Raw genomic sequence first — 23,474 nt, 5'->3', positions numbered from 1 at the left:
CTCGCAGCGCACGGCGGTTCAGTTCCGTCCGGCGCTCGCGGCGCGTCCGGCGGTGTCGCGCCATTCGCGGGGGGACATGCCGTAGGCGGTGCGGAAGACCCGGCTGAAGTGGGTGGCGCTGAGGAAGCCCCAACGGGCGGCCACCGCCGCGATGGTGCGGCTGCCGCGGCCGTGGCGCATCAGGTCGCGCCGGCACTCGTCCAGGCGCCGGCGCAGGATCCAGCGGCCGACCGTGGTGCCCTCGTCCTTGAACAGCTTGTGCAGGTAGCGCACGGAGATGTGGTGGGCGCGGGCGATGACCTCGGGGGACAGATCCGGGTCGGTGAGGTGCAGTTCGACGTACTCCAGGAGCCGCGCCAGCATCGGGGACCGGGCGCCCGCGGGGTTCGGCGCCTCTCCGCCGAGCTGCTCGGTGACGAGGGTGGACAGCAGGTTCACGGCGTTCCAGGCGAGCATCTCGCCGACCTGGGGGCGGGCCTCGGCCGCGGCCCGGGCGAGGTCGGACAGCAGCGGTGAGAGCAGTGTGCCGAGGCGGGACGCGCGGGCGACCGGCGTGCCCACGATCCGTCCCGCGTCGGTCCCGGCGAGCCCCAGCAGATCAGCGGGGACGAGGAACACCGTCGCCCGGAACCGCTCGGGGAAGTCCAGGACAGGGGTGTGCCGGGCGTCGTAGAAGCAGATGTCGCCGGGGGCGAGGGGCAGGGCGAGGGGCCGGGGGTCGGGCGGGGTGGTGGTGGCGAGGAGGCCGACGAAGAGGTACTCGCCGCCGTCCTGGGCGAGGAGCCGGTGCGTGGGGTGCGGGTGGCCCTGTCCGGGCAGCCGCGCGGGGGTCTCCTCGCAGGTGAGGATCTCGACGCCGAGGGGCGTACGGATGGAGCTGGTGGTGGTGCTGGTGGTGGTGCTGGTGGTGGGCATTCCGCGGTTGCCTCCGGGGGTTGTCACGTGCCCGGACAGTAGGTCGGCGGATGTGTAAAAAGAGTGACAACGCAGTGACGGAGCCTCTGAAATCTGTGGTTCACCCGTCAGTTCACTGTGTGCCGTCCGTCCCGTCGAGTTCGTCGACGAGTTCACCGGCGAGGGCGCGCAGCAGGTGGTGCAGGGTGTAGCGGCTGGGTGTGGGCTCGGCGAGGAGGTGGGATTCGGCGAGGTGGCCGAGCAGGATCCGGGACCGACGGACCGGCAGTCCGGTGAGGGACGCGGCGGTCGCCGGGGTGATGAGGGGGCCCGGGTGCCGGGACAGCAGCCGGAGCAGGCGCGCGCTGTCGTCCGGCAGGCGGCGGTAGGAGCCCAGGAAGGCGGCGCGCAGGGCCGGCAGCGCGTCGAGGGTGCCATGGCGGGCGCGCAGCTCGGCGGCGACGGAGGCGAGGGGGAGGCCGGGGTCGCCGTCGGCACGGGCGGCCACGACCGTCAGGGCCAGGGGCAGCCGTCCGCAGAGGGCGACGATCTCGTCCACGGCCGCGGGCTCGGCGGCAGATCGTCCGGGGCCGACGAGCAGGGCGAGGATCGCGTACGCGTCCGCCGCGGACGGCGGTTCCAGTCGCAACGGCCGGGCGCCCTCGGCGACCAGTCCAGGCAGCGCGTTGCGGCTGGTGACCACCGTGCGGCAGCCGGGCGCCGCGGGCAGCAGCGGAAGCAGTTGCTCCGTGTCGACGGCGTCGTCCAGCACCACGAGGACGCGCCGCTCCGCCAGCAGGGTGCGGTACAGCCCGGCACGGGCGGCCACCCCGTCCGGCACACGCCGCGCGGACACCCCGAGCGCGGCGAGCATCACCCGCAGCGCGTCCACGGGTTCCACGGCGGCCCGCCCCACCTCGGAGCCCCGCAGATTCACGTACAACTGTCCGTCGGGAAACCGCGGGGCGACCCGATGCGCCCAGCGCCCCACCAGGGCGCTCTTCCCCACGCCCGCCATGCCGCCGACCACGACCACATCCGACGTCCCCGCCAGGGCCGACAGCGCCTCCGACTCGGCCTCCCGCCCCGCGAGGACGCCCGGTTCGGGGGGCAGCAGAGCGGGAGGAACGACGGACCCGGGCATCGCGGACTCCGCCGACGGGGCCGCCCCGGCGTCCCCTCGCCCATGCCCCGCGCGCGCGCCTCGGACCTCCTGCCGCAGGACCCGGGTATGGGCGGCCGTCAGTTCCGGGCCCGGGGTGAGGGACAGGTCGGCGGCGAGGCGGCGGCGGATGTCCTCGTAGGTCCTGAGGGCCTCCGCCTGGAGGCCGCACGCGGCGAGGACGAGGACCAGGCGGGCGTGCAGGGGCTCGTCGAGGGGTTCGTGGGCGGTGGCGTGCCGCAGTGCGGGCAGGACCTGCTCGGCGTGGCCGGACAGGAGCGCGGCGTCGGCGGCGAGGCGGGCGGTGTCCAGGAGTTCGCGCTGTACGGCCGTGAACTGGACGTGTGCGCGCACGGGTTCCGGGATGCCCATCGCGAGCGGGCCACTCCACTCCCCCAGCGCCCGGGTGAAGAGGCGGGCGGCGGTCTCGGACCGGCCGGTGGCGGCCGCCCGCTTGCCCTGCCGGGTCAGTTCGCGGAACCGGAGGAGGTCGACCTCGTCCGTCGTCGCCTCCAGGAGGTGGCCGCCGGTGCGGCGCGGCAGGCGGCCGCCGGGGGCGCGCGGTGGCAGCCCGGGTTCCAGCAGGCGGCGGAGGGCGCCGACGTAACGGCGTATCACGTTCGGCGCGCTCGCGGGCGGCCGTTCGGCCCACAGGACGTCGAGGATCTCCGTGGTCGGCACGGTCCGGCCCGCGTGGGCGAGGAGCAGGGCGAGCAGGGCACGCTGCTGGGGGAACCCGAGGTCGAGTTCCCGTTCCCCACACCACGCCCGCACCGGGCCGAGCACCTCGAACCGCATCGCCCCACGGCCGCCCGACCCCGTTTCCACCGCCTCAGCAGGCACCACCCCGACGCCACGGACCCCATCGACAGGCACCACCCCAGCCCTCCCCACCCCCTCAGCAGGCACCACCCCGACGCCACGGACCCCATCGACAGGCACCACCCCAGCCCTCCCCACCCCCTCAGCAGGCACCACCCCGACGCCACGGACCCCATCGACAGGCACCACCCCAGCCCTTCCCGCCCCCTCAGCGGGCACCACCCGGAACCTCCCCACCCCCTCAGCAGGCACCGGCCCGGCCCTCCCCGCCGCTCAGTCGCGCCGCCAGCCGCTCGGCCTCGGGGTGGTTCAGGGTTCTGAGGAGGGTCAGGGCCTCTTCCCAGGCGGCGCGGGCGGCCGGCTCGTCGCCCATGGCGAGGTGGGTGTCCCCGGCGCGTGTCAGGATCTCGGCCTCCAGGTACGGCACGCCCAGGTCCCGCAGCAGGGCGAGGGCGTTGCGGTAGCCGAGGAGGGCGTGCGGGTGGCGGCCGAGGTGGTGGTGGGCGTAGGCGATGCTGTCCCAGGTGGTGGCCTGGCCGTAGCGGTCGCCGAGATCCTGGAGCATGCCCAGCGCGTCGAAGCAGTGCGTCAGGGCCTGCCGGTACTCGCCGAGCAGGGCGTGGTACCAGCCGACGGAGTTCAGGACGCTGGCCTGGGCGGCCCGGTCGCCGAGGGCGCGGAACAGGGCGAGGGCGAGTTGGTTGTGGCGCAGGGCGCCGGGCAGGTCGCCCTGTTGCTCGCACTCCCAGCCGAGGCTGCGGTGGGTGTTGGCCCGTCCGGTGTCGTCGCCCAGTCGGGTGAACAGGTCCAGGGCCTGTTCCAGGCGGGGGACGGCGCGGGTGTGCAGGCCGAGGCGGCCCTCGATACGGCCCAGTCCGCGCAGGCCGCGGGCGACGAGGACGGGGTCGGCGAGCCGCCGGGCCGCGTCGAGCGCGGTGCGCTGCGCGGTCAGCCCGTCGTGCCAGTGGCCGCGCCGGTCGAAGAACGGCTCCAGGGACCAGGCCAGATGGCAGGCGAGACGTTCCTGCACCGGCTGCCCGGACGCGGCGGCCGTGGCGACGACGGCGAGCAGCACGGCGTGTTCGGCGGTGAGCCAGGCCAGGGCACGGTCGTCGTCGGCGAGCGGTTCGGGCTGTGCGCCCTCGGGTGCGGGCGGCGGGGGCAGGGGGTCGGCGTTGGGGGCGAGGAGGCGGTCGGCGGTGTGCGCGGTGTGCAGGTAGTGGTGGTGGAGCCGGTCGAGCGCGGCCTGCCGCTGCGTCGCGGTCTCGTGTTCGTGGACGAGTTCGGCGGCGTGGGCGCGCAGCAGGTCGTGGAAGGTGTAGCGGCCGGGGCTGTGTTCGCCCACCAGGTGCAGGCCGGTCAGCTCGGTCAGCAGCCGGCGGGCCCGGCGTGCCGGAAGGCCCGTGAGGGCGGTCGCGGCGGGAAGGGTGAAGTCGGGACCGGGGTGCAGGGCCAGCAGCCGGAACAGGCGGGCCGCGTCGGGGGACACGGCGCCGGTGGACCAGGAGAACACGGTGCCCACGTCGACGGTCGCGTCGGCGCGGGCGAAGGCGTCGAGGCTGCCGTGGGCCTCGCGCAGTTCGGCGGCGACGGCCGAGAGGCGGAAGTGGGGATGGGCCGCGGCGCGGGCGGCGACACAGGCGAGGGCGAGGGGCAGGCCGGCGCACAGGGCGCCGATCTCGTCGGCGGCCCGCGGCTCGGCCGCCACCCGCTCCGCGCCCAGCCGGCGGACGAGGAAGGCCCGGGTCCGGTCCTCGTCGAAGGGGCGCAGGGTCAGGGAGCGGGCGCCGTGGGCCGCGACCAGGCCGGGCAGTTCGTCGCGGCTGGTGACGATGGTGAGGCAGCCGGGCGAGCCGGGCAGCAGGGGCGTGATCTGCTCCACGTCCCGGGCGTTGTCGAGGACGACGAGCACCCGTCGCCCGGCCAGCGCGCTCCGGTACAGCGCGGTCTGCGCGTCCGGCCCGTGCGGGACGCGGTCGGGAGGCACGCCCAGCGCGTCCAGGAAGCCGCGGACCGCCTCCCCGGGCTCCATCACCGCGCCGGACGGGTCGAAGCCGCGCAGGTTCACATAGAGCTGCCCGTCGGGGAACCGGTCGGCGATCCGGTGCGCCCAGTGCACCGCGAGGGTGGTCTTCCCGACGCCCGCCATGCCGCCGACGGCACCGATCACCACGGTCCCGGGATGCAGCAGCTCGGCGTCGAACAGGGCGAGCACCTCGTCCAGTTCTTCCTGGCGGCCGGTGAACATCGGCAGGTCGTGCGGTAGTTGGGAGGGGGTGAGGTAGCGGAGGGCGTCCTCTCCCGACGGCTCGTCGCTCTCGCCCGGGGGCCGCTCGTCGCGCAGCATCGCGGTGTGCGCGTCCCTCAGTTCCGGGCCGGGGTCGATGCCCAACTCCTCGGCCAGCCGCGCCCGTACGGTGTCGTACACGGCGAGCGCCTCGGTGCGGTGGCCGGCCGCGGCGAGCAGGCGGAGCAGTCCGGCGTGGACGGGTTCGTCCAGCGGGTGGTCGGCGGCGGCCCGGCGCAGGTGCGGCAGGACCGGCTCCGGCAGCCTGGCGCGCAGGGCCGCGTCGGCCGCTTCCCGTGCGGCCGTGAGCCGTTCGCGTTCCACGGCGTCGAACGCCGGGTGGGTGCGGGTGTGCGCGGGGATGCCGGCGGCGACGGGGCCGTGCCACAACGACAGGGCCTCGGTGAGGAGTCGGACCGCTTGGGCGGGTGCCGTGTCCACGTCGCGGCGGGCCGCCTCGTACAGCGTGCGGAACCGCAGGAGGTCCGCGGAGTCACCGTCGGTGACCAGGCGGTATCCGCCGGCGTCCCGCACCAGCCAGCGGCCCTCGGCGCGGGCGGCGAGCCCCGGCTCCAGGAGCCTGCGCAGCGAACCCACGTGCCGTCGTACGACGTTGACGGCGCTGCGCGGCGGGTCCGCGCCCCACAGGACGTCCACGATCTCGCTCACGGCGACCGGTCGCCCCGCGCTGACCAGCAGGAGAGCCAGGAAGGCGCGCTCCTGGGGCCCGCCGACGTCCAGGTCCGTCTCCCCCCGGCGCACCCGGAGATCCCCCAGCACCGTGAACCGCACCGACTCCGGCGGCACGCCATCCCCTCCCCGTGGTTCCTCCCCGCCCCGACTCTACGTCACAGGCGGAGTTACCCAGAGTTACGGACGGGACGTCCCGGCTGTTCACAGCGGCTGTCTCCAGGCGTGCCCCCTTGCGCCGTGTGCCTGACATCCGGGCGGCGCGCGGCACGGCGGCTCGGTGTGCGGGGCCACGGCGGTGACAGTGGGCGTCTCCCCCGCCGTGCGCTCCGCCGGCTCCCCGCGACGCAAGGAGATCTCCGTGCGCCTGTCCCCCCTCGGGGCCGCCCTGGCCGCCGTCGTGCTGCTGGCCCCGCCCGCGCGGGCCGGCGTCACGTCCGTGACGCCCGTCGAGGACCCGGCCCGCTACGTCGACCCCTTCGTCGGCACCAAGCCGGGCGGGGTGGACTGGGGCCACGGAGGCGGCGGCGGGAACACCTTCCCGGGGGCCTCGGCGCCGTTGGGCGGCATCCAGTGGAGCCCGGACACCGTCTCGCGCCAGTTCGGCGGCTACGCCCACGCCGACCACCGCATCCGCGGCTTCAGCCTCACCCACCTCTCCGGCGCGGGCTGCGGCGACTACGGGAACGTACCGTTCATGCCCCTGACGGGCCGGCCCGCGGCGGACCCGGAGACCCGGTTCGCGACCTTCTCCCACGCCAACGAGGAGGCGGCGCCCGGCAGTTACCGGGTCGCCTTCGACAACGGCATCCGTACGGAGATCGCCGCCACCCAGCGGTCCGGCATCGCCCGGCTGACCTACCCGGCGGCCGGCCAGGAGCCCCCGGGGCTGACCGTCGACGCCGGGCGGGCCTACAACAAGGCCACCGGCACCCTCACCATCGGCGACCGCACACTCTCCGGCTTCACGGACAGCGGCGGTTTCTGCGGTACGTCCGTCCGCTACCGCCTGTACTTCCACGCCGTCTTCGACCGGCCCTTCGCGCACAGCGAGCCGCTGGACGGAAAGGCGTCCGGGGCGTACGTCTCGTTCGCGCCCGGGACCCGCAGGGTGACGGTGCGGGTCGGCATCTCCTTCGTCGACGAGGACGCCGCCCGCCGCAACGCCCAGGTGGAGCAGCGCGACCGGTCGCTCGACGCGGTACGGCGGGCCACGCGCGAGCACTGGAACGACTGGCTCGGCCGGATCACCGTCGCCGGCGGCACCGAGGCGCGCCGCCGGATGTTCTACACCGCGCTCTACCACTCCCTGCTGCACCCCGGCGCCTTCAGCGACGCCGACGGCCGGTACCGGGGCTTCGACGGACTGGTCCACCGCACCCGGCCCGGGCATGTGCAGTACGCGAACTTCTCCGGCTGGGACGTCTACCGCTCCCAGATCCAGCTGCTGGCGCTCCTCGCACCGCGCGAGGCCTCGGACGTCGCCCAGTCCATCCTCGAACAGGGCCGCCAGGCGGGCTACTTCGACCGCTGGACGCTCGCCAACGGCGGTACCGGTGTCATGGTCGGCGACCCGCTGCCCGCCATGGCCGCCTCCGTGCACGCCTTCGGCGGCACCGGCTTCGAGGCCGGCGAGCTGCTGCGCGCGGCCGTCGCGGGGCGCCAGGACGACCGGCAGCGGCCGGGGCACACGTTCTACGACACGCTCGGCTACATCCCGGCCGGGACGAAGGGGGTGTGGGGCGCGGCGGCCACCACCCTGGAGTACGCCGTCGCCGACGCCGCCCTCGCCCACCTGGCCGGCCGGCTCGGGGACACACAGACGCGGGACACGCTGCTGCGCGCCTCGGGCAACTGGCGTCGGCTGCTCCACCCGGACAGCGGCTACCTCCAGCCCCGCCGCGCCGACGGCACCTGGCCCGCCTTCAAGCCGACGCAGCGCAGGGACTACGTCGAGGGCAACGCGGCGCAGTACACCTGGATGGTCCCGCACGACCTGCCCGGCCTGTTCACGGCGATGGGCGGCGACGAGGCCGTCACCGCCCGCCTGGACACGTTCTTCACCGAGTACAACGCGGGCGCCGACCAGCCGTACGCCTACCTCGGCAACGAACCGTCCTTCAACGCCCCTTGGGCGTACGACTACCTGGGCCGTCCCGACCGCACGCAGGACACCGTGCGCCGCATCCTCACCGGGTTGTTCGGGGACGGCCCGGACGGCCTGGTCGGCAACGACGACCTCGGCGCCATGTCCTCCTGGGCCGTCTGGGCCTGTCTCGGCATGTATCCGCAGATCCCCGGCAGCCCCCAACTCGCCCTGGCCAGCCCGCTGTTCCCGGTCACGATGATCCGCCGGGGCAACGGTGTGACCATCACCGTGCTCGCCCCGCACGCGTCCGACACGAACTCCCGCGTACGCGAAGTACGGCTCAACGGCCTTCCCACCGACCCCCGTTGGCTGCCCGACACGTTTCCCGCCATCGGGGGTGTGCTGAACTTCCGCCTCACGTCCCCGCAGAGCTCACCGACGGACTGACGGCGGGACGCGACGGCCGGGGCGAACGGCCGCGGCCGTCGTCACCGGCCGAGCGCCGTGCGCAGGGTGCCGACGGCGAGGGTGATGGCGGCCTCGGCGGCGTGGGTCTCGCGCAGGGCGTCGAGCATCACGAAGTCGTGGATGATGCCCTGGAAGCGGACGGCGGTGACGGGGACACCGGCCTCGCGCAGCTTGTTGGCGTACGCCTCGCCCTCGTCGCGCAGCACATCGGCCTCACCCGTGATGACCAGGGCCGGAGGCAGGTCCTTCAGCTGCTCGACGGTGGCCCGCAGCGGAGACGCCGTGATCTGCGCGCGCTCGGCCTCGTCCGTCGTGTACTGGTCCCAGAACCACTGCATCGCGTCCCGGCGCAGGAAGTACCCCTCCGCGAACTGGTGGTACGAGGGGGTGTCGAACGAGGCATCGGTCACCGGGTAGAACAGCACCTGCTGCACCAGGGCCACGTCCCCGCGCTCCTTGGCCATCAGCGTCAACGCGGCAGTCATGTTCCCGCCGACCGAGTCACCGGCCACCGCCAGCCGCGACCCGTCCAGGCCCTTCGACGCGCCCTGCTCCACGACCCACCGGGCGACCGCGTAGTTCTGCTCGATCGCGACCGGGTAACGGGCCTCCGGCGACAGGTCGTACTCGGGGAAGACCACGGCCGCATCGGCGCCGACGGCGAGCTCACGCACCAGCCGGTCGTGGGTGTGCGCGTTGCCGAACACCCAGCCCGCGCCATGGATGTAGAGGATCACCGGCAGGGCGCCCTCGGCCCCGACCGGCTTCACGATCCGGACGCGGACACTGCCCGTCGGACCACCCTCGACGGTGATCCACTCCTCCTCCACCGCCGGCTTGACGATGTCACCGGACTGCACCTCGTCGACCGTCTTGCGGCCCTCGACCGGACCGAGGTCGAACAGGTACGGCGGGTTGGCGGTGGCCTCGGCGAAGGACCGGGCGGCGGGTTCGAGAACGGGGCGCGTGGCGGCGGCGTCGGTCATGACGACCTCCTCGGTTCGGGTGCCGCGGGCAGGCTCTCGACGGTAGTCCCGGTCGGGAGCGGCGGCACATCCAGAACAGTAGCGCCCTATTAAGTCGCGCACAACTAATTCGCTGTCGATCCATTTGGGGGCGATAGAATCGAGAGGACTCGAACGATAGGGTGGTGATCCCGATGACCGGCACAGACACCAGGAGCCGCGCAGTGGAGCAAGCCGCCACCGCACCCACCGACGGATCGCTGCTCCTGGACGACCAGCTCTGCTTCGCCCTGTACGCCGCCTCCCGCGCGGTGACGGCCCGCTACCGGCCACTGCTGGAGGAGCTGGGCCTCACCTACCCGCAGTACCTGGTGATGCTGGTGCTGTGGGAGCAGGACTCGATCTCCGTCCGCGAACTGGGCGCCGCACTCCAACTGGAGTCCAGCACCCTCTCCCCCCTCCTCAAGCGCCTGGAGGCGAACGGCCTCCTGCGCCGCGAGCGCCGCCCCGACGACGAACGCTCGGTCGCCCTGCGCCTCACCGAGGCCGGCGCCCACCTCCGCGACCGCGCGGGCGGCGTGCCCCTCGCCATCGGCGACGCCATGGGCCTCACCCCGGAACAGGACGCCCTCGCCAAGCAACTCCTCCGGCTGGTCACGGCGAACGTCACGGACGGCTGAGTTCCACGGTCGTCCTTTCGCGGAAATCGGCCTGTCGGCGCGTCTTCTTCGCCCGATAGACTGACAAATCAGAGATACATGGGCGCAGTTGACGGGGGAGGCCGCCATGTCCGGGGACCAGTACGGTAGATACGACCAGGGATTCGTCGTCCCGCCGATGCCGGCGGCACCTCCGCCCGCGCCGCCCGCACCGGCGGACGGGGTCCGGGCCGTCGCGGTGGCGGTGCTCAACCTCAGCGGCCTCGGCCTCGGTTACGCCCTGGTGCGCCGCTGGATCCTGATGCTGCTCTGTCTCGTCGCGACCGCCGTCCTGCTGCTCGTGGCGCTGCCGGCCGACCCGGACGGCGTCCCGGTGTTCGCGCTGATCCTGTACGTCCTGTTCCTCGTCGCGGTGGCGGCGCACGGCGCGTTCGTGGGTCTGCGCACGCGTCTGGCGTGGCCCCCGTCCGCGCCGCTCGCGCTCGTGCTGGGACTGGTCCTGCTCGTCGCGCCGGCCGGGGGCGTGGTGGCGTACGACAGCGCGCGGGACGAGGCGACGCAGCAGATGCTCCTCGACCGCCTCGACGAGGCCGACCGCCTGGTGGAGGCGGCCGGCGACCGGGCGTTCAACTCCGCCCAGTCCGACTACCGCGAGGCGCTGGAGGTCTACGAGAACCTCAGCGCCGACCATCCGGACTCACGGGCGGCCGCCAAGGTGCCGGCCCGGATGAAGACGTACTACGCGACCGTCGGCGCCGTCTACGACAAGGGCGACTACTGCGAGGCGGTCGCCCCGCTCACCTATCTGCGCACGGTCCCGAAGAAGATGCCCGAGACCGATCTGAGCGACCTGAAGGACTGGCCCGACGACCGCCTGGCCACCTCGCTCTACGAGTGCGCCTCGGACGGCCTCACGAGCGGACAGTCCACCTGGCCGACGCAGTTCGGTGAGCTGCTCACCACGTTCCCCGACTCCGCGCAGGCCGCGAAGGTCGAACCGGCCGTCGGCTCGGCCGTCGCCGCGAAGGTGAAGGGACTGAACGGCAGCGACCCGTGCACGGCGGTGGATCAGCTCAAGCTCCTGGGCAGCCAGATCGAAGGCATCGACGCCGAGGACGCGAGCGTCACACAGGCGCTGGCCAAGGACGCCGACCGGGCGGCGAGCAACGCCGACACGGGCACGTACAAGTGCGGTGTCGACCAGTACAAGGACGGCGACTTCGAGTCCGCGCAGACGACCATGGAGGAGTACGTCTCCGCCCACAAGTCCGCCAAGAACGCGGCCCTGGCGAAGAAGATCGCGATCGCGGCCGAGGTCGCCCAGACGGTCCCCGCCGCCGGCAAGAAGCTGCCCACGATGCGCACCGGCGGCAGCATCTCGGTGACGGTGCAGAACGACAGCCCCGAAGACATCACCGTCATGTACACGGGCCCGGTGACCGGCAGCTTCACCCTCAAGGCCTGCGGCAGCTGCGAGGCGTACGACCTGCTCCAGACGGCCACGCGGGGATTCAAGCCCTGCCCCGCCGGCACGAACTACCCGGAGCGGACGATCAGCCTGCCGGTGGGCACCACGTACTTCGTGCACAAGCCGAACGGCGACAGCCTCTCCACGCCGGCCTCGGACACGGCGAAGCTGGAGTCCGGCTACATCTACACGGAGTGCGCCTACACCACGAGAAGCCTGTCGTAGGACAGAAATCCGATTTTCCCCACTTTCCGGTAAAGCAAGTGCAACCGTGGAGCCAACCAGACTGTCTCCCCCTATAGCAGACACTCACACTGTTGGGGGAACAAAATGGTACGAAACAGGACGGTCTGGGTGACCGCCGCTCTCCTGACCGCCACCCTGGGCGCGGCCGCGGTCCCCGCCGTGGCCGCGCCGGCCGCCGCCCCGCGGGCGGCGGCCGCCTGCCCGACCGGCTGGGGCAGCCTCGCGAAGACGAACTGGTCCATGACGTCGGGCGAGTACATCACCAACGCCAGGACCGGCCGCCACGACTGTTACGACCGGTTCGTCGTCGACGTGCCGGGCGCGGACGCCGCCGAGCTCGGCTACACCGTGCACTACGTCGACCAGCTCATCCAGGACCCGTCCGGCGTCCCCATCCCGGTCGGCGGCGGCGCCATCCTGGAGGTGATCGTGAGGGCACCGGGCTACAACCCCGACACCGGCGCTCCCACGTACCCGGGCCGGGCGGGGCAGGCCCTGCCGGGCGTGAACCTCACCGGGTACCGGACCTTCCGGGACGCCAAGTACGCGGGCTCCTTCGAGGGCCAGTCGCAGTTCGGGCTCGGAGTGCGCGCCCGGCTGCCCTTCCGGGTACTGCAACTGGACGGTCACCTCGTGGTGGACGTGGCCCACACCTGGTGAGCCGTCCCCCCACGCCTCCGCCACCGGCCTGACCAGCCGCCCGGACGGCATGCGGGATCACCCCCGAATCGCCGAGGACCCCGACATCCGCCGGGGTCCTCCGTCGTGTCACCGCGCGGTCGCGTCGACCGGTTCCGGAGCGTGTCGAGCCCCGACGCCAACCACACCTTGCCGCAGCGGCATACGATGTTGCCCATGACGCAAGACGATGGCGACCTGGACAGCCTGGTACGCAAACGCATCCGTGCCCTGCGCGTGGCCCAGGGCTGGTCCCTGGAGGAACTGGCCGCCCGTGCCAAGGTCAGCCAGTCCACGCTCAGCCGCATCGAGAACGGCCGACGCCGTCTGGCGCTGGACCAGCTCGTCACCCTCGCGCGCGCCCTGGACACCTCCCTCGACCAGCTGGTCGAGACCGCGACGGACGACGTCGTCTCCAGCCCGATGATCGACGCGGCCCACGGGCTGATGCGCTGGCCGATCAAGGCGGAGCCCGGCATGACCGTCGTACGCCAGCGCATGACCGACCCGCCGCCGGACAATCCCGCGCGCATGCGCGCCCACCCGGGCCGCGAATGGCTCGTCGTCCTGTCCGGCACCGCCGTCCTGCTCCTGGGCAACCGGCGCCTGCGGATCGAGACGAACCAGGCGGCGGAGTTCCCCACGATGCTCCCGCACGCCATCGGCGCCGAGGGCGGGCCGTGCGAGATCCTGGGCATCTTCGACCGCGACGCCCGCCGCGGCCACCAGCGGGGCGAGGACACCGGGAAGGTGAACCGCCCGTCACCGTGACGGGTTTGCGTGTTCCGCAGCCCAACGGGCCTTCGCCTTGCGTATTCCGACAGCGCACCGGACTGCGCGCGGCCGGCCCGCCTAGCGTGGCCGCATGAACCGTCCCACCCCGCACACAGCACAGCACGCGCATGAGCACGGCACGGGCGACCAGTCGGAGATTCTCGACCTGGACGCGGAAGTACTGGCCGACCACACCGCGTCCATCACCGCCTGGCTGCCCCTGGAGACCGGCCCCCGCCACATCGTGGACCTGGGCTGCGGAACCGGAGCCGGCACCCTCGCCCTGCTCGACCGCTTCCCCGAGGCCCAGCTGACGGCCGTCGACTCCTCGGCCGCCCACCTGCACCGCCTGCGGGAGAAGGCGGCCGCGGCGGGAGCGGCCGACCGGGTGCGCGTCGTGCGGGCCGACCTCGACGCGCCCGCATGGCCCGCACTCGGCACCCCGGAGCTGGTCTGGGCATCGGCCTCCCTGCACCACATGGCGGATCCGGACCGCGCCCTGCGCCAGGTCCACGAACTCCTGGCACCGGGCGGACTGTTCGCCGTTGTCGAGCTGACCGGCTTCCCGCGGTTCCTGCCCGAAGGTGCCCCGCAGGACGCTCCCGGTCTGGAGGAACGCTGCCATGCCGCACTCGCCGACCATCACGCCGAGCGCCTCCCCCACCGCGGCGCCGACTGGGGAGCCAAACTGACGGAAGCCGGCTTCACCGTCGAGGGCGCACGCACGATCACCGTCGCCATCGGCCCGAGGGACACCGACGCGGCAGGGCGCTACGCGCTCAGCGCTCTGCGCCGCCTGCGCGGCAACGTCGCGTCCGCCCTGACGCCCGAGGACCTGACCGCGCTCGACCGGCTGCTCGACACCGACGGCCCGCACGGCATCCTGCGCCGCAGCGACCTGGCGGTACGCACCGAGCGCACGGTGTGGGCCGCACGCCGCACCTGAGCCCGCTGTCCCGAGCCGCCTGTCTCCTTGACGGCCCCCGATCTCACCGATCACAATTCCGGGCATGCCTGTGACCGGTCACACCGCTGTCCCCCAACGCCTCACCGTCGACCTCGCCGTCTCCGAGGGACCGGTGCTGCACGGCGCCAACGGCGCGCTGTACGGGCTCAGTGACGACGGCGTCCCCGGGGACGCCGTCCTCGCGCCGCTGAAGATCACCAGCATCTCCCAGAAGCCGGAGGGCGGCGCCCAGCACCCCAACGGCGACGCGCTCACCGTGGCACGGTCGTTCTTCCGCAACGGCGGCGGCGAGATCAACGTGCTGCTGCAGGACGTCTACGCCGAGTGGCCCTACGAGGACCTGGGCCTCGACGACTATCTGCCCCGGGTGGACAGGATCGTCGGGGAGGTGTCGGCCCGCCCGGACCGGGACCGCTTCGTCTACGTCCCGTTCAACGAACCCGACCAGATCTGGTACCACCTCGACGTCGCCGACCGGGCGGAGTACGAGGCCAACCGGGACCGGTTCCTGCGGGACTGGAAGACGGTGTACGAGCGCATCCGCGCGATCCACCCGGACGCGCGGATCGCCGGTCCCAACGAAGCCGCCTACCACTCCCGCCTGCTGACCGACTTCCTCGCCTTCGCCCGGCGGGAGGACGTCCTGCCGCAGGTGATGACCTGGCACGAGCTGGACTCCGCCTCGCTGCGGGACTTCCAGGCCCACCACGACGACTACCGGGCGATCGAGCGGAAGCTGGGCATCGCGCCGCTGACCGTCAGCATCGACGAGTACGCCAACCGGCGCGACCTCTCCGTGCCGGGCCAACTCGTGCAGTGGGTCTCGATGTTCGAGAGGAACAAGGTGTACGCCAACCAGGCCTACTGGGACGCCGCCGGCAACCTCAGCGGCCTTGTGGTGCGCACGAACATCCCCAACGGCGGCTGGTGGTTCTTCCGTTGGTACGCGGGCCTGACCGGCGACACCGTGGAGGTCACGCCGCCGCGGCCGCACACCGTCGACACGCTCCAGGGTCTGGCCTCCCTCGACACCGGGCGCCGCCAGGCCCAGGTGCTGCTCGGCGGCTCGGCGGGGGACGCCGACGTCGTCGTACGGAACGTCTCCCCGGCCGTCTTCGGCCATGCGGTCGTCGCGGCCGTCGCCGAGGCGGCCTGGTCCGGATACGAGGGGGCGCACCCGGCGCCGCGGGTCCTCACCCGGACCGAGGTACGGGTGGCCGGCGACGGATCGGTGACCGTCCCGCTGCGCGGCCTGCGCCCCATGTCCGCGTACCGGATCGTCCTCACCCCGGCCGGCCGAGGCACCCCGGCCCCCGCGTCCGTCCCCTGGTCGGCGTCGTACGAGGCGCAGGACGCGGCCGTCACCGGCGGCCAGGTCCGCACCCAGGGCACGGTGAGCGACGCCAACGGCTACGCGGCCTCCGGGACGCAGCACGTCGGTTCGCTCGACTCCCCCGACAGCAGGGTGGACTTCACGGTGACGGTCCCGGCGGACGGCACCTACGACCTGGCGATCCTGTACGGCAACCAGTCCGGCGGCCCCGCCACCCAGCGGCTGTCGGTGGACGGCGGCGACCCGGTCACCGTCGGCTGTCCGTCCACCCAGAACTGGGCCCACGGCGGCAGGACGGACGTCCGCGTCGACCTGTCGGCCGGTACGCACGTCCTCACCCTCGCCAAGGGCGAGGCCGAGGTCACCCTCGACCGCGTCGACCTGACCGCCCGCACCGGCGCCCCCTCCACCTCGTACGAGGCGACGCTGGCGGACGTCGGGGGCGGGCCGTCGTACGACTACTCCTCGTCGGCCGGGACCGGCACGGGCGCGCTCGGGCTGCGGGAGGGCGACCGGGCGGTCTTCGACGTGTACGCCCCGCGCGACGGCTCCTTCTCGGTCGTGGCCCGTGCCTCGGCGGCGGTGGAACTCACCCTGCACGGCGAGACGGTGACGGCCACGCCCGACCGGCCCCTGAGGCTGTACCTCGCGGCGGGCAACAACCGCGTCACCCTCACGGCCGGGGACGCCTCCGTACGCTCCCTCGACGTCTCCGGCGACGGCTCGGCCACCGGCACGATCGCGTACGGGGCCGCCGACGCGGTTCTCGCGGGCGGGGCGCGGCTGGTCGACTGTGTCCATGCCTCCGGCGGCCGGCGCATCACGGGGCTCGGCGGCGGCCCTGCCCGTACCGCCCGGTTCACCGTGGACGCGCCCCGGTCCGGCCGTCATCTGCTGGTCGTCCACTACGCGCACGACGACCGGCGCGGCAACGGCCACGCCTACAACACGGACATCGTCTCCCGTACGGCGGACATCACGGTGGGCACCGGCGCCCCGCTCCGGGTGACCTTCAAGAACACCTGGAGCCCCGACGACTACTGGACGCTGGCCGTCCCCGTCGACCTGGAGGAGGGCCGCAACACCCTCACCTTCGGGAACGCGGACGGCCCGGCCCCGGACATCGCCGGGATCGAACTGGGCCGGATCGTCGGCTGACCCGCCGCCCGGCCGGTGAACCGCCGCCCGGACGGTGAGCCGGCGCTCAGGCGGTGAGCCGGCCGACCGCCTGAGCCGGCGCTCAGGCGGTGAGCCGGCCGACCGCCCGCAGCAGACCGTCGACGTCCTCCTCCGTGGTCGCGAAGGAGGTGACGAAGCGGGCGACGCCCGGCTCCCAGCGGTCGTGGTAGAAGACGTAGCCGTCGGCCAGGAGCCCTTCGGTGACCGGCTGGGGCAGGCGGCAGAAGACGACGTTCGCGTCGGCGACGCCGAGCAGCCCGACCTCGGGCAGCGCCTTGAGCCCGTCCTGGAGGCGGGTGGCCATGACGTTGGCGTGCGCGGCGTTGCGCAGCCACAGGCCGTCGGTCAGATAGGCGTCCAACTGGGCCGCGTGGAAGCGCATCTTGGCGGCGAGCTGGCCGGCGCGCTTGGCACGGAAGGTCAGTTCGGGGGTGAGGGAGCGGTCGAAGACGACGATCGCGTCGGCGGTCATCGTGCCGTTCTTGGTCGCGCCGAACGACAGCAGGTCGACTCCGGCCCGCCAGGTCAGCTCGGCGGGGGTGCGGCCGAGCGCGGCGACCGCTCCGGCGAACCGGGCCCCGTCCATGTGCAGCCGCAGACCGGCCTCCTTGGTCAGGGAGCCCAGGGCCTGGATCTCGTCGAGGGTGTACACGGCTCCTGTCTCGGTCGCCTGGGTCAGGCTCACCACCGAGGGCTCCACGCTGTGCACGTCCCCGGCCTTGTGCCGGACGGCGGCCCGCAGCTCGTCGGGGTCGATCTTCGCGTCGTCGCCGCCGAGCGGGACCAGCTTGGCGCCCGCGGTGTAGAACTCGGGTGCCCCGCACTCGTCGTTGTTGATGTGGCTGTCCCGGTGGCACAGCACGCTGCCCCAGGGCGGGGTGAGCGCGGCCAGGGACAGCGCGTTGGCGGCGGAGCCGGTGGACACCGGCAGGACGTCGACGTCGCACTCGAATATCTCGCACAGCCGGCGCCGGACGTCGGCGGTGAGGTCGTCCGCGCCGTACGGCCTGGCCTGGCCGGCGGCGGCGCGGGTCACGGCCTCGACGATCTCCGGGGAGGCGCCGGCGGTGTTGTCGCTGCTGAAGATGCGGGCGGGGGTGGTCATGGGGGTCCTCAAGGGGTGTCAGGGGCGGCGGGCGGCGGGGCGGCGGCCTCGATGAGCTGGCGCAGCGCGCCGTAGTAGACGTCGTGCCGGGTCACCGCCGGCACGATCGCGGTGAGATGGTCCGTCAGCGCCGGGAACTCCTCCGGGTCGAGCGCGGCCAGCGCGGTGCGGGTGAGGGCCTGGGCGGACCGGGGGTCGCGATGGTCGACGAAGCCGGCGCTGCCGAGGGTCAGCAGATACATCCGGCGGTAGGCGGCGATCGCCTCCTCGGCCGTCATCCCTGCGGCGAGGCTGTCGGCGAGCTGCGGCTCCACCAGCCGGGCGAGCAGGTTCACGCCGAGCCAGGGGCGGGCCCCGCGCAGCACGAGCAGGCCCGGATGGGCCACCAACTGCTGGTACAGCGCGGTGAAGCGGGCCTCCGTGGCCGTGGCCCAGTCACCGCCCGGCGCGGGTTCGGGCAGCCGGGCGGCGAGGTGGTCGAGGCACAGGTCGAGCAGCCCGGCCAGGTCGGTGCAGCGGCGCTGGAGGGAGGCCAGGGAGATGTCGAGCCGCGCGGCCAGGGCGCGGAACGTCAGCGCCTCGGGGCCCTCCTCGTCGATCAGGAGGAGGGCGGTCTCGGCGATCCGGTCCGGTGTCGCGCGGTCCAGGGCGGGGGTACGGCGGGGCATACGAGTCATCGTACGGTACAGCGTATCGAACCGGAAGGGCACCCGCCCGGACCGCTTCCGGTGTCCTGCGGAGCAGGTACGGGTCCGCACTCGGGCAACCCCGGCCCGGCCGCACAGGCGGGGGGATCAATTCCGGTAAGGTGCGCCGGAGTTCGCTGACAGGGCCCCCACAGAAAGCCTGCACCTCATGAGTGACATGACCGCGGAGACCTCCGCCGCCCATTTCGAGCCCGGCGGCCGTCGCCGGCACCGCAAGCCCCGGCAGGGCGGCAACGGCATGCGGCGGGCGCTCGTGCTCGCCATGGCCGTGCCCGTCGCCTCCGTGGCGCTGTCGGGCCCCTCCGCCTTCGCGGCCGGCAAGGGCATCGGCGCCACGGCCAAGACCGCGACCCTCGACGCGGACGACCAGCAGATGGTCACCAACCTCGAGGCCCGCGTCGTCGACACCCGCCTGGGCTCCAACGTCAGCGGTGTGGTCCTCGACGCCGAGTCGGACGCCACCCTGTGGGACCACAACGGCGCCACCGCGCTGATGCCCGCGTCCAACGTCAAGCTCGCCACGGCGACCGGCGCCCTGACCGTCCTCGGCCCGGACCACCGCTTCACCACGAAGGTCGTCTACGGCGACGGCACCCTGACCCTCGTCGGCGGCGGCGACCGGACCCTGACCAGCGCCGACCTGGCCGAGCTGGCGAAGACGGCGGTGGACGGGCTCAAGGCGGCCGGGCTGACCTCGGTGAAGGTCGCCGTGGACGACAGCCTCTTCCCCGAGCCGACCCTGGCCAACGGCTGGAACACCGGCTACTACCCCGACTCGGTCGCCCCCGTGCGCGCGCTCGTCGTCGACGGACACGGCGTGGACGACACCTCGCTCGACGCCGGGCAGGTCTTCGCCCAGCAGCTCGCCGCGAACGGTGTCACCGTCGACGGGGACGTCACCCGCGCCACGGCGAGCAAGCACGACGTACCGGTCGCCCGGCACAAGTCGGCGCCGCTTTCGGACATCGTCCACACGATGCTCAAGAAGAGCGACAACAACATCGCCGAGACGCTGCTGCGGATGACCGCGCTCGGCGCGGGCCGCCCGGCCACCTTCGAGGGCGGCACGGAGGTCGTGCGCCAGGTGCTGACCAAGCGCTACGGCGTCTCCCTCGCCAACTTCGAGATGTACGACGGCAGTGGCCTCTCCCGCGCCGACCGCATCCCGGCGGCCACCCTCGCGGAGATCCTCGAGCTGCTGACGGAGCAGCGGTACGCGCACACCCTCGGCTCCATCCTCGACGGTCTGCCCGTCTCCGGCGAGGCCGGCAGCACCCTCGGCCCGGAGTGGGGCCGCTTCGACGACGTCAACTCGAAGTGCGCCGTCGGCAAGGTGCACGCCAAGACCGGCACGCTCACCGGGGCCATCGCGCTGAGCGGCCTCACCCAGGGCAAGGACGGCAAGTGGAAGGTGTTCTCGTTCATCGAGAACGGCTCCACCGCCAATCCGAACGACATCAAGGACGCCATGGACGGTCTCGCCGCGACCGTCAACGGCTGCTGGGCCTGACCTGACCTGCGGCGGCCACGGCCGGGGTGAGGAGCGAACGCTCCTCACCCCGGCCGTTCGTCTGAGACGACGGTCGTGCGCGCGCCCCGTCCGTGTCAACCCGTGTGCACAAGATTGATCGGATGCTTTCCGGCGTCGAGCGAGCCGGTCACGCGGACGCAACAGCCTCGAACTGGGGCATTTCTCATCGGCTGTCCCAAGGGGTAGACGGCGCAAGGCGCCGCAGCTATATATACATCCCATCTCTTGGATGCATCTCCCGCTCCGGGACCAGCGTGAGGAAGTACCGATGAGACTCAGGAAAGTCCTCTGTTCCGCTGCCTCCGCACTGACCGCACTGGCGCTGCTCAGCGCCTGCGGCGGCTCCGGCACCGCGGCCACGTCCGACGGCAAGCCACTCGTCGGCGTCGACTACCCACGGTCCGACACCGACTTCTGGAACTCCTACATCAAGTACACGCCGGAGTACGGCAAGGAGCTCGGCCTCTCGCTCAAGACCACCAACTCGCAGAACGACGTCGCCAAACTCACCGCCAACGCCCAGACGTTCATCAGCCAGGGCGTCAAGGGCATCGCGATGGCCCCGCAGGACACCGCCGCCATCGCACCGACGCTGGCGCAGCTGGAGGCGAAGAAGATCCCCGTCGTCACGGTCGACACCCGCCCGGACAGCGGCAAGGTGTTCATGGTGGTGCGGGCCGACAACCGGGCGTACGGCGAGAAGGCGTGCAGGTTCCTCGGCACCAAACTCGGCGGCAAGGGCAAGGTCGTCATGCTGCAGGGCGACCTCAACTCCATCAACGGCCGGGACCGCACCGAGGCGTTCAACGACTGCATGAAGGCCAACTACCCGGACATCAAGGTGTTCGGCGAGGCCACCAACTGGGACGGCGCCGTCGCCGCGCAGAAGCTCCAGACCGATCTGACCGCCCACCCGGACATCAAGGGCATCTACATGCAGGCCAGCTTCGCCCTGTCCGGCACGCTCCAAGTGCTGAAGCAGAAGGGTCTGCTGGTCGACCCGTCCGACAAGAAGCACGTGTTCGTCGTCTCCAACGACGGCATTCCGGAGGAGCTGAAGGACATCGCCGCCGGCAAGATCGACGCCACCGTCTCCCAGCCGGCCGACCTCTACGCCAAGTACGCCCTCTCCTACCTCAAGGCCGCGATCGACGGGAAGACGTTCAAGCCCGGCAGGACCGACCACGACAGCACCATCGTCCAGGTCCGCGAGGGAGTGCTGGAGGACCAGCTCGCCGCCCCGCTGGTCACCGCCGACGGCGGCACCTACGACGGCGTCCCGAGCCTCAAGAGCACCGACACGTCCCTGTGGGGCAACAACCTCGGCTGACGGTTCATCACAAGGCGGTGGAGATGAGTGACGCGGACCCGCCCGTCGTCGAGGCGAAGGGCATAGTCAAACGATTCGGTCCGACGGTGGCCCTCAGCGGCGCCCGGATCACCATCCGGCCCGGCGAGACCCACGCACTCGTCGGCCGCAACGGAGCGGGCAAGTCGACCCTGGTGTCCGTCCTGACCGGGCTGCAGGCGCCGGACGAGGGGACGGTCGCCTTCGGCGGCCGGCCGGCGCCCAGGATCGCCGACCGCGACGGCTGGCGGCAACGCGTGGCGTGCGTCTACCAGAAGTCGACGATCATCCCCACGCTGACCGTCGCGGAGAACCTCTTCCTGAACCGGCACGACCGCGCCCGAGGGCGGCTGATCAGCTGGCAGGGCACCCGCCGCCGCGCCCGGGACCTGCTCGCGGCCTGGTCGGTGGAGGTCGACCCGCAGACCCCGGCGGGTGAACTCGGCGTGGAACAGCGGCAGTTCGTCGAAATCGCGCGTGCGCTGTCCTTCGGCGCCCGGTTCATCATCCTCGACGAACCCACCGCCCAGCTCGACGCGGCCGCCATCAACCGGCTCTTCGACCGGATCCGCGACCTGCAACGCCAGGGCGTGACCTTCCTGTTCATCAGCCACCATCTCCAGGAGATCTACGAGATCTGCGACATGGTGACGGTGTTCCGGGACGCCCGGCACATCGTGTCCGCGCCCGTCGCGGAGCTCCCCCGCACCGAACTCGTGGCCGCCATGACCGGCGAGGCGGCGGCCGGCCGGCGCGAGGAGCGCACGAGCACCCTCGCCCCCCGCGCCGGCACGGCCGCCCTGAATGTGCGGGGCCTGGCCGGCACCGGATACGACGACGTCACCTTCCGGGTGGGCACCGGGGAGATCGTCGGGCTCGCGGGGGCCGCCGGCAGCGGTCGTACGGAACTCGCCGAGACCGTCGTGGGGCTCCGGGCGGCCGGGTCCGGCGAGGTGGAGATCGCCGGACGCCGGCCCCGGCCGGGGAGTGTGCCCGCCGCGCTCGCCGCGGGCGCCGGTTTCGTCCCGCAGGACCGGCACCACCAGGGCTTCGTGCCCGACCTGTCGATCGCGGACAACGCCACACTGTCCGTGCCCCGCCGGCTCGGCCGGGGCGGGTTCATCGACCGCGGCCGCAGGGACCGGCTCGCCTCGGGGCTCATCGAGAACCTGGCGATCAAGACGCCCGGACCCGAGCTGCCCGTCTCCGCCCTCTCCGGCGGCAACCAGCAGAAGGTCGTCATGGCGCGCGCCCTCGCCGACGACCCCCGGCTGCTGGTGCTGATCAACCCGACCGCGGGCGTGGATGTGCGCTCCAAGGAGTTCCTGCTCGGCAAGGTCGAGGAGACGGCCCGGGCCGGCACCGGGGTGCTCGTCGCCTCCGACGAGCTCGACGACCTGCGGATGTGCGACCGGGTCCTGGTGATGTTCCAGGGCCGGGTGACGACGGAGATGCCCCGCGGCTGGCACGACCACGACCTCGTCGCCGCGATGGAAGGAGTGGACCTCAATGCGTGACACCGTCCTCACCGACGCGCCCTCCCCCGAGGCGCCCGGTTCGGCGGCGCGGCGGCCCGGTCTGTTCGGCGGCCGGATCCCGCTGGCCCGGCTGCGCGACCTCGCGCTCGTCCCCGCGATCGTGGTCATCGCGATCGTCGGCCAGATCGTCAACCCGGTCTTCCTGCAGGCGGACAACCTCATCAACGTCCTGCAGACCATGTCCGAGATCGCCCTGCTGGTCCTCGCCCAGACGATGATCCTGATCGTCAAGAAGATGGATCTCTCGCTGGAGTCCACCATGGGCCTCGCCCCCGGCGTCGCGGCCTGGCTGGTGGTGCCGACCGGCGCCGGGCACGGCCTCGGACTGCTGCCGGGCGCCTGGGCCATCCCGGTCACCCTCGCCGTGGGCGCCCTGATCGGCGTGATCAACGCGCTGCTGATCATCCGCTTCGGCCTCAACGGCTTCATCGTCACCCTCGGCATGCTGATCACCCTGCGCGGCATCCTCACCGGCATCTCCGGAGGCCAGACCTTCTTCCAGCTCCCGCAGTCGATGCTCTACCTGGGCACCGCCGAATGGTTCGGCATGCCGGCCTCCATCTG

General features: G+C 72.7%; 17 protein-coding genes. 11 read left to right on the top strand and 6 right to left on the bottom strand.

Annotated features, from left to right (window positions below):
- Nucleotides 1–18: 18 nt before the first annotated feature.
- The 3 genes from ACIRF9_RS25410 to ACIRF9_RS25400 form a co-directional block, all read right to left on the bottom strand.
- A complete protein-coding gene (locus ACIRF9_RS25410) occupies nucleotides 19–915 on the bottom strand; it encodes a helix-turn-helix domain-containing protein (protein ID WP_403826504.1) in 897 nt (298 codons plus the stop codon).
- A 112-nt stretch (nucleotides 916–1,027) separates the two neighbouring features.
- Complete coding sequence (locus ACIRF9_RS25405; protein ID WP_403826501.1) at nucleotides 1,028–2,854, bottom strand: BTAD domain-containing putative transcriptional regulator; 1,827 nt, start codon at nucleotides 2,852–2,854, stop codon at nucleotides 1,028–1,030.
- 265 nt (nucleotides 2,855–3,119) lie between these two features.
- Entirely contained in the window at nucleotides 3,120–5,972 is a 2,853-nt protein-coding gene (locus ACIRF9_RS25400) for an AfsR/SARP family transcriptional regulator (RefSeq protein ID WP_403826498.1), read from the bottom strand.
- A 244-nt stretch (nucleotides 5,973–6,216) separates the two neighbouring features.
- Here ACIRF9_RS25400 and ACIRF9_RS25395 point away from each other — a divergent pair, with 244 nt between their 5' ends.
- Nucleotides 6,217–8,391, top strand: coding sequence for a GH92 family glycosyl hydrolase (locus ACIRF9_RS25395; RefSeq protein ID WP_403826496.1), 2,175 nt, complete (start codon nucleotides 6,217–6,219; stop codon nucleotides 8,389–8,391).
- Between the two features lie 41 nt (nucleotides 8,392–8,432).
- Here ACIRF9_RS25395 and ACIRF9_RS25390 read toward each other — a convergent pair whose 3' ends face one another.
- Nucleotides 8,433–9,398 (bottom strand): alpha/beta hydrolase, encoded by a 966-nt coding sequence (locus ACIRF9_RS25390; protein WP_403826493.1) that lies wholly within the window; start codon nucleotides 9,396–9,398, stop codon nucleotides 8,433–8,435.
- 173 nt (nucleotides 9,399–9,571) lie between these two features.
- On the opposite strand from ACIRF9_RS25390, the gene ACIRF9_RS25385 reads away from it, so the two are divergent.
- The 6 genes from ACIRF9_RS25385 (at nucleotide 9,572) to ACIRF9_RS25360 (ending at nucleotide 16,660) form a co-directional block, all read left to right on the top strand.
- A complete protein-coding gene (locus ACIRF9_RS25385) occupies nucleotides 9,572–10,057 on the top strand; it encodes a MarR family winged helix-turn-helix transcriptional regulator (protein WP_403826490.1) in 486 nt (161 codons plus the stop codon).
- 106 nt (nucleotides 10,058–10,163) lie between these two features.
- Nucleotides 10,164–11,729 carry a hypothetical protein gene (locus ACIRF9_RS25380; protein ID WP_403826487.1) on the top strand — a complete coding sequence of 522 codons (1,566 nt, stop codon included), beginning with the start codon at nucleotides 10,164–10,166 and terminating at the stop codon, nucleotides 11,727–11,729.
- Nucleotides 11,730–11,834: 105 nt separating this feature from the next.
- Nucleotides 11,835–12,410: a hypothetical protein gene (locus ACIRF9_RS25375; protein WP_403826484.1), complete on the top strand. Its 576-nt coding sequence runs from the start codon at nucleotides 11,835–11,837 to the stop codon at nucleotides 12,408–12,410.
- A 195-nt stretch (nucleotides 12,411–12,605) separates the two neighbouring features.
- Complete coding sequence (locus ACIRF9_RS25370; protein ID WP_403826481.1) at nucleotides 12,606–13,199, top strand: helix-turn-helix domain-containing protein; 594 nt, start codon at nucleotides 12,606–12,608, stop codon at nucleotides 13,197–13,199.
- Between the two features lie 94 nt (nucleotides 13,200–13,293).
- Nucleotides 13,294–14,148 (top strand): class I SAM-dependent methyltransferase, encoded by an 855-nt coding sequence (locus ACIRF9_RS25365; RefSeq protein WP_403826478.1) that lies wholly within the window; start codon nucleotides 13,294–13,296, stop codon nucleotides 14,146–14,148.
- Nucleotides 14,149–14,212: 64 nt separating this feature from the next.
- Entirely contained in the window at nucleotides 14,213–16,660 is a 2,448-nt protein-coding gene (locus ACIRF9_RS25360; protein WP_403826475.1) for a cellulosome protein, read from the top strand.
- Nucleotides 16,661–16,742: 82 nt separating this feature from the next.
- Here ACIRF9_RS25360 and ACIRF9_RS25355 read toward each other — a convergent pair whose 3' ends face one another.
- The gene (locus ACIRF9_RS25355) at nucleotides 16,743–17,786 is read right to left on the bottom strand and encodes a threonine aldolase family protein (RefSeq protein ID WP_403826472.1); all 1,044 of its coding nucleotides are present in this window, start codon (nucleotides 17,784–17,786) and stop codon (nucleotides 16,743–16,745) included.
- A gap of 8 nt (nucleotides 17,787–17,794) precedes the next feature.
- Entirely contained in the window at nucleotides 17,795–18,454 is a 660-nt protein-coding gene (locus tag ACIRF9_RS25350) for a TetR/AcrR family transcriptional regulator (protein ID WP_403826469.1), read from the bottom strand.
- Between the two features lie 187 nt (nucleotides 18,455–18,641).
- Here ACIRF9_RS25350 and dacB point away from each other — a divergent pair, with 187 nt between their 5' ends.
- The 4 genes from dacB to ACIRF9_RS25330 all read left to right on the top strand — a co-directional run.
- Nucleotides 18,642–20,003, top strand: a complete 1,362-nt coding sequence (dacB, locus tag ACIRF9_RS25345) for a D-alanyl-D-alanine carboxypeptidase/D-alanyl-D-alanine-endopeptidase (protein WP_403826466.1) — start codon at nucleotides 18,642–18,644, stop codon at nucleotides 20,001–20,003.
- A gap of 289 nt (nucleotides 20,004–20,292) precedes the next feature.
- Nucleotides 20,293–21,354, top strand: coding sequence for a sugar ABC transporter substrate-binding protein (locus ACIRF9_RS25340; RefSeq protein WP_403826463.1), 1,062 nt, complete (start codon nucleotides 20,293–20,295; stop codon nucleotides 21,352–21,354).
- A 23-nt stretch (nucleotides 21,355–21,377) separates the two neighbouring features.
- Nucleotides 21,378–22,889 (top strand): sugar ABC transporter ATP-binding protein, encoded by a 1,512-nt coding sequence (locus ACIRF9_RS25335; protein ID WP_403826460.1) that lies wholly within the window; start codon nucleotides 21,378–21,380, stop codon nucleotides 22,887–22,889.
- A partial coding sequence (locus ACIRF9_RS25330; protein ID WP_403826457.1) for an ABC transporter permease occupies nucleotides 22,882–23,474 on the top strand: 593 nt, incomplete at its 3' end. The genes ACIRF9_RS25335 and ACIRF9_RS25330, both read left to right, overlap by 8 nt.

Source organism: Streptomyces sp. NPDC096132 (assembly GCF_044763345.1).
Taxonomy (GTDB): Bacteria; Actinomycetota; Actinomycetes; order Streptomycetales; family Streptomycetaceae; genus Streptomyces.
Note: the sequence above shows the minus strand (reverse complement) of the source record. Positions and strands in the feature narration are given on the sequence as shown.

Excerpts from the sequence above, each read along its gene's own strand:
- ACIRF9_RS25410 (WP_403826504.1), bottom strand. The coding sequence starts at position 915 with ATGCCCACCACCAGCACCACCACCAGCACCACCACCAGCTCCATCCGT.
- ACIRF9_RS25405 (WP_403826501.1), bottom strand. The coding sequence starts at position 2,854 with ATGCGGTTCGAGGTGCTCGGCCCGGTGCGGGCGTGGTGTGGGGAACGG.
- ACIRF9_RS25390 (WP_403826493.1), bottom strand. The coding sequence starts at position 9,398 with ATGACCGACGCCGCCGCCACGCGCCCCGTTCTCGAACCCGCCGCCCGG.
- ACIRF9_RS25385 (WP_403826490.1), top strand. The coding sequence starts at position 9,572 with ATGACCGGCACAGACACCAGGAGCCGCGCAGTGGAGCAAGCCGCCACC.
- ACIRF9_RS25380 (WP_403826487.1), top strand. The coding sequence starts at position 10,164 with ATGTCCGGGGACCAGTACGGTAGATACGACCAGGGATTCGTCGTCCCG.
- ACIRF9_RS25375 (WP_403826484.1), top strand. The coding sequence starts at position 11,835 with ATGGTACGAAACAGGACGGTCTGGGTGACCGCCGCTCTCCTGACCGCC.
- ACIRF9_RS25370 (WP_403826481.1), top strand. The coding sequence starts at position 12,606 with ATGACGCAAGACGATGGCGACCTGGACAGCCTGGTACGCAAACGCATC.
- ACIRF9_RS25365 (WP_403826478.1), top strand. The coding sequence starts at position 13,294 with ATGAACCGTCCCACCCCGCACACAGCACAGCACGCGCATGAGCACGGC.
- ACIRF9_RS25360 (WP_403826475.1), top strand. The coding sequence starts at position 14,213 with ATGCCTGTGACCGGTCACACCGCTGTCCCCCAACGCCTCACCGTCGAC.
- ACIRF9_RS25355 (WP_403826472.1), bottom strand. The coding sequence starts at position 17,786 with ATGACCACCCCCGCCCGCATCTTCAGCAGCGACAACACCGCCGGCGCC.
- ACIRF9_RS25350 (WP_403826469.1), bottom strand. The coding sequence starts at position 18,454 with ATGCCCCGCCGTACCCCCGCCCTGGACCGCGCGACACCGGACCGGATC.
- dacB (WP_403826466.1), top strand. The coding sequence starts at position 18,642 with ATGAGTGACATGACCGCGGAGACCTCCGCCGCCCATTTCGAGCCCGGC.
- ACIRF9_RS25340 (WP_403826463.1), top strand. The coding sequence starts at position 20,293 with ATGAGACTCAGGAAAGTCCTCTGTTCCGCTGCCTCCGCACTGACCGCA.
- ACIRF9_RS25335 (WP_403826460.1), top strand. The coding sequence starts at position 21,378 with ATGAGTGACGCGGACCCGCCCGTCGTCGAGGCGAAGGGCATAGTCAAA.